At 60.3% G+C, this 9,633-nt stretch carries 3 protein-coding genes and 1 rRNA gene; all 4 read left to right on the top strand.

Going from position 1 to position 9,633, the window contains the following annotated elements; genetic code table 11:
- The 4 genes from rrf (at position 1) to recD (ending at position 9,534) form a co-directional block, all read left to right on the top strand.
- Positions 1–115: ribosomal RNA gene (gene rrf, locus AACY07_RS18725) — 5S ribosomal RNA — on the top strand.
- A gap of 199 nt (positions 116–314) precedes the next feature.
- The gene (gene recC / locus AACY07_RS18720; RefSeq protein WP_339476703.1) at positions 315–3,764 is read left to right on the top strand and encodes an exodeoxyribonuclease V subunit gamma; all 3,450 of its coding nucleotides are present in this window, start codon (positions 315–317) and stop codon (positions 3,762–3,764) included.
- Positions 3,764–7,453, top strand: coding sequence for an exodeoxyribonuclease V subunit beta (gene recB / locus AACY07_RS18715; protein WP_339476701.1), 3,690 nt, complete (start codon positions 3,764–3,766; stop codon positions 7,451–7,453). The genes recC and recB overlap by 1 nt, the downstream gene beginning before the upstream one ends.
- On the top strand, positions 7,450–9,534 hold the full coding sequence (gene recD / locus AACY07_RS18710; RefSeq protein WP_339476699.1) for an exodeoxyribonuclease V subunit alpha: 2,085 nt from the start codon (positions 7,450–7,452) through the stop codon (positions 9,532–9,534). The genes recB and recD overlap by 4 nt, the downstream gene beginning before the upstream one ends.
- Positions 9,535–9,633 lie beyond the last annotated feature (99 nt).

The raw sequence follows: 9,633 nt of genomic DNA, 5'->3' as shown, positions 1-9,633 counted from the left end.
TTGACGACCATAGAGCATTGGAACCACCTGATCCCATCCCGAACTCAGAAGTGAAACGATGCATCGCCGATGGTAGTGTGGGGTTTCCCCATGTGAGAGTAGGTCATCGTCAAGATTAAATTCCAAAATCCCTGTCTGCTCGCGCAGACGGGGATTTTGTTTTTGGGCCGAGAAAAGTTTCAGTAAGCACACTTCCAATAAATCGCTCGATACTGCCCAGCCCCACGCCCTGTCTTTGAGCTTGCGCTCCACCAATCTTGCCGAGCAATGTTAAGGTTCGCCTTTGGATTTTGCCTTCTCCTAAGGATGCCGTCATGCCGGTTGCTACGTCCCTCAATGCGGGTTTTATGGTGGTTCACGGTAACCGCCTTGATGAGTTACGTAGCCTGGTGGTCAGCTGGATGCGACGCTACCCCCTGGCTCCTCTGGAGAACGAAATCGCGTTGGTGCAGAGCAACGGCATCGCCCAATGGCTGAAGCTGGCCCTGGCCGAAGATGCTCAGGAAGATGACCTTGGCGGCTGCGGAATTGCGGCAGCGGTGGATGTGCAGTTGCCCGGCAGTTTTTTGTGGCAACTCTATCGACTTGTATTAGGCAGCGAAGAAATTCCCGCCAAGTCCCTGCTCGACAAAGGCCCGCTGACCTGGCGCCTGATGCGCCTGCTTCCAGCTCTCATCGATCAACCACACTTCGAGCCGCTGCAACGCTTTCTGACTCACGACACCGATTTGCGAAAACGCTATCAATTGTCAGAGCGACTCGCTGACCTGTTCGACCAATATCAGGTCTATCGTGCCGACTGGCTCGAAGATTGGGCCGCTGGCCGTCATCAACTGCGCAACGCCCGAGGTGAAAGCCCGGCCCTGAGCCCGGCCAACTGCTGGCAAGCCGAGCTGTGGCGTGCGCTACTGCTCGATGTGGGCGAGGAAGGCATGTCCCAGAGCCGGGCCGGTGTTCACCAGCGCTTCATGGACAAGATCAGCAGCCTTGAGCAAGCGCCGTCCGGCTTGCCTGCCCGAGTCATCGTCTTCGGTATCTCATCATTGCCTGCCCAAGCGCTCGAAGCCCTGGCTGGGCTTGCTCGTTTCAGCCAGGTATTGCTGTGCGTGCATAACCCCTGTCGCCATCATTGGTCTGACATCGTTGCCGACAAGGATCTGCTACGCCATCAGTACAAACGCCAGGCCCGCAAAAGCGGAATGCCTACAGCACTTGATCTCGACACCTTGCATCAACATGCCCATCCACTACTGGCCGCCTGGGGTAAACAAGGTCGCGACTACATCAACCTGCTCGACAGCTACGACGATCCCAACAGCTACCGTGCGGCTTTTCGTGATGGCCGTATTGATCTGTTCAGCGAAGTAGAACCGCTCAACCTGCTCAACCAGTTGCAGGATGACATTCTTGAACTGCGCCCCCTGAACGAAACCCGCGAGTTGTGGCCGGCTATCGACCTGGAAGCGGATCATTCAATCCGTTTTCATATTGCCCACAGTGCTCAGCGAGAAGTCGAGATTCTCCACGACCAGCTACTTGCACGATTTAGCGAAAACCCTCAGTTGCAACCCCGTGATGTGATTGTGATGGTGCCGGATGTCGACAGCTACGCACCTCACATCCGCGCCGTATTCGGTCAGATTGAACGCGATGATCGCCGCTTTATTCCTTACACCTTGGCCGACCAGGGGCAGCGGGGCCGCGATCCGTTACTGATCGCCCTCGAGCATCTGCTCAAGTTGCCTGACAGCCGCTTCCCCGTCAGTGAAATCCTCGACTTGCTCGACGTCCCTTCGCTGCGCGCTCGCTTCAACGTCCAGGAACGCGACTTGCCAACCCTGCATCGCTGGATCGAAGGTGCGGGCATTCGCTGGGGGTTGAACGCCGAACAACGCGCAGGCCTGGGCTTGCCCCCGCAACTGGAGCAAAACAGTTGGCGCTTTGGCCTGCGTCGCATGCTGCTCGGTTATGCGGTGGGCAGTGGCGACGCGTGCGACGGCATCGAGCCTTACGATGAAATTGGCGGCCTTGACGCCGTACTCATCGGCCCGCTTGTGGCCCTGCTCGATGCGCTTGAAATCGCCCATCAAGAACTCTCGAAACCGGCGCTGCCACAGCAATGGGGCGAGCGACTGCAAGCGCTGGTGCAGCTGTTTTTCCAGGCAGAAACCGAGCATGACGACTACCTGCTGGCCCAGCTTGAAGAGTTGCGCGAAACCTGGCTCGAAACCTGTGAGCTGGTTGGCTTGCAAGATGAGTTACCGCTGACCGTAGTACGCGAAGCCTGGCTCACCGGGCTTGATCAAGGAAAACTGTCACAGCGTTTTCTCGCCGGGGCGGTCAACTTCTGCACCCTGATGCCGATGCGTGCGATCCCCTTCAAGTTGGTGTGTCTGCTGGGCATGAATGACGGCGACTACCCGCGGGCACAACCGCCGCTGGATTTCGATTTGATGGGCAGTGACTATCGCCCGGGAGACCGTTCCCGCCGTGAGGATGACCGCTATCTGCTACTCGAAGCGCTGCTTTCTGCCCGTGACCAGCTCTATATCAGCTGGGTAGGGCGCAGTATTCGCGACAACAGCGAGCGCCCCGCCTGTGTCCTGATTGGCCAACTGCGTGATCACCTTGCCAATGGCTGGCATCTGCAAGGGGGCGGTGACCTGCTCGAGGCCATGACCCAAGAGCATCCGCTGCAACCCTTCAGCACCCGATACTTTCACGAGGGCAACCCTAACCTGTTCAGTTATGCCCGCGAATGGCAGCGATTACATGCGCCACAACCACAACCGGTTCAGCCCGGTGCGTTAGGAGCACACGAGCAGGAAGAGCCACTAAATCTGACGCAGTTACAGGATTTCTTGCGTAACCCTGTGCGTCACTTCTTTAGTCAGCGCTTGAAAGTATTCTTCGAAGCCGCCGAAGTGCCTTTGGCCGATGAAGAGCCGTTCGTGCTCGATGCACTGCAACGCTACACCTTGAGCGACAGTTTGCTTGAAGCGGCACTGGCACAGCCCGACCAGCTTGAAAGCGCGTTGCACAACCGCGCCCTGCGTTTGCAAGGTAGCGGCCTGCTGCCCATGGCCGGGTTTGGCGAATGCCTGCAACAGGAGCTGATCGAACCATTACCGGATGTATTGCAACGCTATCAGCAACTGCTGGCCCTTTGGCCCACGCCGCTTGCCAGCGCGCTGCCCGTCAGCTTTGAAGACCAGGGGCTGATCCTGGAAGGCTGGCTCAGCAATCTGCATCAGCGCAGTGATAAAGGCCTACTGTCCATCACCACCATTCCTAACAGTATTGGCGCAATTAAAACCCGCAAATGGCACCGATTGACCCGGCCGTGGGTCAATCATCTGGCGGCGTGTGCCAGTGGCCTGGAGATGTCCACCGCGCTGGTGGCCAGCGATGACACTTTGCTGCTCGACCCTCTGGATGCCAAACAGGCCCGCGATATTCTGGGCAACCTGCTGGTGGCCTGGAAAGTCGGCATGAGTCATCCGCTACCCATTGCCGTGAAAACCGCCTTTGCCTGGCTGGCACAAACAGACCCGGCAAAAGCCGATGCGGCCGCGCAGAAAGCCTACGAAGGTGATGGCCAAACCAGCGACGGCGAACGTCGCGAAAGCGCTGCTCTGGCCCGACAGTTTCCTGATTACGCTGCCCTGATGGCGGCTGAAGAATTTGAAGAGTGGTGCGATGCCCTCTATCGACCCCTTTTTGATGCGCCTTGGCGCTCATTGAACAGCGAGGCGTCCCGCTAATGAGCGAGCAAACATTACCGCTGGCCTTGGCCTTCCCCCTACGTGGCAGCCAACTGATCGAGGCCAGCGCCGGTACCGGCAAAACCTTCACCATCTCGGCGCTCTACCTGCGGCTGATTCTGGGTCATGGCGGCGAAGAGTCTGGCTTTGGGCGTGAACTGTTACCGCCGCAGATTCTCGTCGTGACCTTCACCGATGCGGCCACCAAAGAGCTGCGCGATCGTATCCGCACCCGTCTGGCAGAGGCTGCCCGGTTCTTCCGTGGCGAGATCGAAGCCCCGGATGCCCTGGTCGAGCAACTGCGTGAACAGTTTGCTGGCGAGCAGTGGGCCGCTTGCGCGGGGCGTCTCGACATCGCCGCCCAGTGGATGGACGAGGCTGCTGTGTCGACCATCCACAGTTGGTGCCAGCGCATGTTGCGCGAGCATGCTTTCGACAGCGGCAGCCTGTTCACCCAGACGCTGGAAACCGACCACAGCGACTTGCTGGGAGAAGTGCTGCGCGATTACTGGCGGCTGTTTTGCTACCCCATGCAGGGCGATGCGCTGAGTTGGGTGCGCGCCAACTGGAGCGGCCCCGCTGCCTTGTTGCCGCGTGTGCGGGCGCTGTTTGGCAGCTCACGCCAGCCAGCCAACCCGGAGCAAACGCCGGCGCAAATGATCGAAGCCTGTCTGCAAGAGCGCCGCCAGGCCTTGTCCGGGCTTAAAACGCCGTGGCTGCAGTGGGCACAAGAACTACGGGATATCTGCCTGCAAGCCGTGGTGAGCAAAGCCGTCGACGGTCGGAAAATGCAAGCCCGCTATTTCGAGCCCTGGTTTGAAAAGCTCAGCGCCTGGGCTGCCGACGACGCTCAGGAGCAGCTCGACCTCGGGACCGGCTTCACGCGTCTGACCCCCGACGGCATGGCCGAAGCCTGGAAGGGCGCGCCCCCGCAGCATCCGGGGCTCGACGCCATGCAGGGCCTCAAAGCTGCGCTCGATGCCTTGCCAACGCCCGACGCCGCGGTTCTGCAACATGCGGCGAACTGGGTCAGCGTGCGCTTTGAAGAGGAAAAGCGCCGTCGCGCCGAGATGGGCTTTGACGACATGCTGCTGCGCCTCGACGCGGCATTGCAGGCCGAAGGCGGCGAGCGCCTGGCCACCCTGATTCGCGAACAGTTCCCGGTGGCCCTGATCGACGAGTTTCAGGACACCGATCCCGTTCAGTACCGCATCTTCGAGACCATTTACCGGATCGAAGACAACAGCCCCGACACCGGCCTGTTCCTGATTGGCGACCCCAAGCAGGCGATCTATGCCTTTCGCGGGGCCGATATTTACACCTACTTGCGCGCACGTCACGCCACCAGTGGGCGTTTACATACGCTGGACACCAACTTCCGCTCCAGCCACGCGATGGTCAAGGCGGTCAACCATGTCTTTGAGCGGGCGGAGCAGCGTGACACCGGGCGAGGCGCATTTTTGTTCCGTGAAGGGTCTGAGAATCCTGTGCCCTTTGTGTCAGTCAAATCCCAAGGGCGCAAAGAAATACTGCAGTTCGATGGTCAGCCTGTCAGTGCGCTGACGCTCTGGCAATTGGCCTCCGAGCAGCCCGTGTCGGGCGCCGTCTATCGTCAGAACCTGGCCGCGGCCTGTGCCAGCCAGATTGTCGAATTGCTCAATGGCGGTCAGCAAGGTCGCTGTGGTTTCGCCATTGATGGCGAATTCATTCGCGGCGTGTTGCCTGCTGACATCGCAATCCTTGTACGTGACGGTAAGGAAGCTCAGGCGGTTCGGCGAGAATTGTCGAATCGTGGTGTACGCAGCGTTTACTTGTCGGATAAGGATTCAGTCTACGCGGCGCAGGAAGCACACGATGTTCTGGCCTGGCTCAAGGCCTGCGCCGAACCGGACGTAGAACGTCCGCTGCGTGCTGCGCTGGCCTGCATCACCCTGGACCTGCCGCTGATTGAACTGGAACGCCTGAACCAGGACGAGTTGGCCTGGGAAAAGCGCGTGATGCAGTTCCGTGGTTATCGCGAAACCTGGCGCAAGCAAGGGGTGCTCGCCATGTTGCGCCGCTTGCTGCATGACTTCGAGTTGCCCCAGGCTCTGATTGCCCGTCCAGATGGCGAGCGTGTGCTGACCAACGTGCTGCACCTGTCCGAACTGCTGCAACAGGCGGCTGCCGAACTGGATGGCGAACAGGCGTTGATCCGCCATCTGGCCGAGCATCTGGCATTGTCCGGGCAGGCGGGTGAAGAGCAGATCCTTCGCCTTGAAAGTGACGAGCAACTGGTCAAAGTTGTGACCATCCACAAGTCCAAGGGGCTGGAATACCCATTGGTATTCTTGCCGTTCATCTGCTCAACAAAACCCGTGGATGGCAGCCGTTTACCGCTGCATTACCACGACGCCGCCGGCAATGCCCACGTGAGCTTGACCCCGACGCCAGAGCTGATCGCCCAAGCGGATGACGAGCGTCTGGCCGAAGACTTGCGCCTGCTTTATGTGGCCCTGACCCGCGCCCAGCATGCTTGCTGGCTGGGCGTTGCCGACCTCAAGCGCGGCAACAGCAATCGGTCGATCCTGCACCTTTGCGCCTTGGGTTATTTGCTGGGCGGCGGAGCCGTGCTGGCCGAGTCGGTCGGGTTGCAGAGCTGGCTGGCAGATGCCCGGCAAGACTGCGCCGCGATTCAGTGCGAACCGGTACCGCCCGCTGGCGAGGCGCATTTTTATCCACCGCTTAACGAAGCCACCCTGCTTGAGCCGCTGATCCCGAGCCGCCGTGCTGCGGAAAACTGGTGGATCGCGTCCTACAGCGCATTGCGCATCGGTGACAGCCTCAGCCCTGCCGAGGCGCCCGAAAGCGCACTGGCGCAAAAGCTCTCTGATGACGAGCGACTCGATCCTGATGCGCCGCGTGAAGTGTTACTCAGTGGCGGTGATATACACCGCTTCCCACGTGGGCCAAATCCGGGGACTTTTCTCCACGGCCTGCTTGAGTGGTCGGGCAGCGAAGGTTTCAAGGCAACCCCTGAAGCGATCAGCGACGCCGTGGCACGGCGCTGCAACCGGCGTGGCTGGCAAGGCTGGATCGAGACTTTGAGCGACTGGCTGCAGCATCTGCAGGACGAACCGTTGCGTCTGAATAATGGCCAGCCAGCGGTCGTACTGAGTGAGCTGAGCCAGTACCAGATCGAAATGGAGTTCTGGTTTGCCAGCCACAAAGTCGATGTTGTGCAACTGGACACGCTGGTACGTCAGCACACCCACGGCGGCGCGCCGCGTGCGGGAGCCGAGCCGAGCCTGCTCAACGGCATGTTCAAGGGCTTTATCGACCTGACTTTCGAGCACCAGGGCCGTTATTACGTGGCGGACTACAAATCCAACTGGCTGGGAGCCGACGATTCGGCCTACACCGAGCAAGCGATGACCGCCTCGATTCTGGATCACCGCTATGACCTGCAATACGTCTTGTACTTGCTGGCCTTGCACCGTCAGCTCAAGGCGCGATTGCCCGACTATGACTACGACCAGCACATGGGGGGCGCGCTGTATCTGTTTTTGCGTGGCACCCGCTCTCAAGGGCAGGGCGTGTATTTCACCCGGCCCCCCAGAATATTGATCGAAAGCCTGGACCTGATGTTCCAGGGCAAACCTTTACCGAAAACAGCTGAGCCGGCCTGGGAACAGGGAGTGTTGTTATGAGTCGTTCGTTTGCCGAACTGTTGCCCACGCCGTTGACGGCCGAAAGCCTTGCCCTGCTGCAACCCTTGGGCCGTGCCGACGATCTGCTGCTGTTGCTGGAACGCTGGGTCGAGCGAGGCTGGCTGCGTGCGCTGGACAAAGCGTTCGTCGCGTTCCTGCATGAGCGCGATCCGCAAGGCGATCCTTTGGTGTTGCTGGCGGCAGCGTTGACCAGTCATCAGTTGGGCCACGGTCATGTGTGTCTTGATTTGTTCGAGACCCTGAAGGAACCCGACTTTGCACTGTCCTTGCCACCCGAGGGCGATGTGCAAACCGGCGCCATGCTGCTGCCCTCGCAGTTGCTTGAGGCGCTGGAGGGCGACGCGTGGTGCAAGGCCCTGCAAGCCAGCCCGTTGGTTGAGCACGCGGGCCAGCCATCGACGGATGCGGCCAGCCGCCCATTGGTGCTGAGTGAGCGCCGTCTGTATTTACGCCGCTACTGGGCTTATGAGCGGCGAATCGATAGCGCCTTGCGCCAACGTCTGTCGCAGGTTGAAGCAACGCCCGATGATTTGCCTGCACGGCTGAACGGCTTGTTCGGCAGCCCGGCACAGCATGCGCTGATTGACTGGCAAAAGCTGGCCTGCGCCCTGGCCACTCGCGGTGCATTCAGCATTGTTACCGGGGGGCCGGGCACCGGTAAAACCACCACCGTGGTGCGTCTGCTGGCCTTGCTTCAAGCCCCTGCCGTCGAAGCGGGGGCGCCCTTGCGCATTCGCCTGGCCGCACCGACCGGTAAAGCGGCCGCGCGCCTGACCGAGTCCATCAGCCTTCAAGTCAAATCCTTGGAAGTGGACGACAAGGTTCGGCAAAAAATCCCCAGTGACGTGACCACCGTTCACCGTCTGCTCGGCAGTCGCCCAGGCACGCGCCACTTCCGTCATCACGCGGGCAATCGCCTGCCACTGGACGTACTGGTGGTCGACGAAGCGTCCATGATCGACCTGGAAATGATGGCCAACTTGCTCGATGCATTGCCCGCCCATGCGCGGCTGGTGCTGTTGGGCGACAAGGACCAATTGGCGTCGGTTGAAGCCGGCGCGGTGCTGGGTGATTTGTGCCGCGATGCTGAAGCGGGTTGGTACACCCCGCAGACCCGTGCCTGGCTTGAGCAGGTCAGCGGCGAAAACCTGAGCGCCAGTGACTTGCAACAAGATCTGGAGGGTACGCATCCACTGGCCCAGCAAGTGGTCATGCTGCGTCACTCGCGCCGTTTTGGCGAAGGCAGCGGTATCGGCCAGCTGTCGCGCCTGGTCAACCAGCAACTGTCCCGCGAAGCACGGGCCCTGCTGTCGGCAGGCACCCACGCCGACCTCTTTGCATTGCCCCTCAAGGGCGAGCAGGACCGTGGTTTTGAGCGTCTGGCACTGGAAGGGCGCGGCGCTGAGGCCAAAGGCTATCGGCATTACCTTGAGGTGTTGCGCGAGCAGCGCCCTACTGGCGAGACCGGTCTGGAAGACCCTTGTTGGGCGGCATGGGCGGGTAACGTGCTGCAAGCGTTCGAGGCCTTTCAAGTTCTCTGCGCCGTGCGCAAGGGCCCCTGGGGTGTCGAAGGCCTGAATGAGCGCATCACCCGCGCCCTGTTTGCCCGCAAGCTGATCGACAGTGACCAGCATTGGTACGAAGGCCGCCCGGTCCTGATGACCCGCAACGATTACGGCCTGGGCCTGATGAACGGCGATATCGGTATCGCCCTCAGGCTCCCCGAGCGTGATGGGCTGACCCAGCGTCATGTGCTGCGTGTGGCATTCGCCCGTAACGACGGGCAGGGCGGTATTCGGTTTGTCCTGCCCAGTCGGCTCAATGACGTTGAAACGGTCTATGCCATGACCGTACACAAATCCCAAGGCTCGGAGTTCTCCCACACCGCGTTGGTGCTCCCCGAGGCGCTCAATCCGGTGTTGACCAAGGAGCTGATCTACACCGGCATCACCCGGGCCAAAAACTGGTTCAGCCTGGTCGAGCCGCGTACCGGCGTCTTTGAAGAGGCCGTGCAGCGCAAGGTAAAACGCCTGAGCGGGTTGATGCTGGGGCTGGGGTAAGCCTGCTTCCACAGGGAAATGGAGTTCCCAATTGCAACAAATGTGACCTGTATCACAGTCGTTTTGCCGGCTGTGCTATCGTTACGACATTATTCTTAC

This window comes from Pseudomonas sp. RL_5y_Pfl2_69, assembly GCF_963970465.1.
In the GTDB taxonomy this organism is placed as follows: Bacteria; Pseudomonadota; Gammaproteobacteria; order Pseudomonadales; family Pseudomonadaceae; genus Aquipseudomonas.
This window is presented reverse-complemented; position numbering and strand designations above follow the sequence as displayed.

Bases quoted from the DNA above. Each gene is read 5' to 3' on its own strand.
- recC (WP_339476703.1), top strand. From the start codon at position 315: ATGCCGGTTGCTACGTCCCTCAATGCGGGTTTTATGGTGGTTCACGGT.
- recD (WP_339476699.1), top strand. From the start codon at position 7,450: ATGAGTCGTTCGTTTGCCGAACTGTTGCCCACGCCGTTGACGGCCGAA.
- recB (WP_339476701.1), top strand. From the start codon at position 3,764: ATGAGCGAGCAAACATTACCGCTGGCCTTGGCCTTCCCCCTACGTGGC.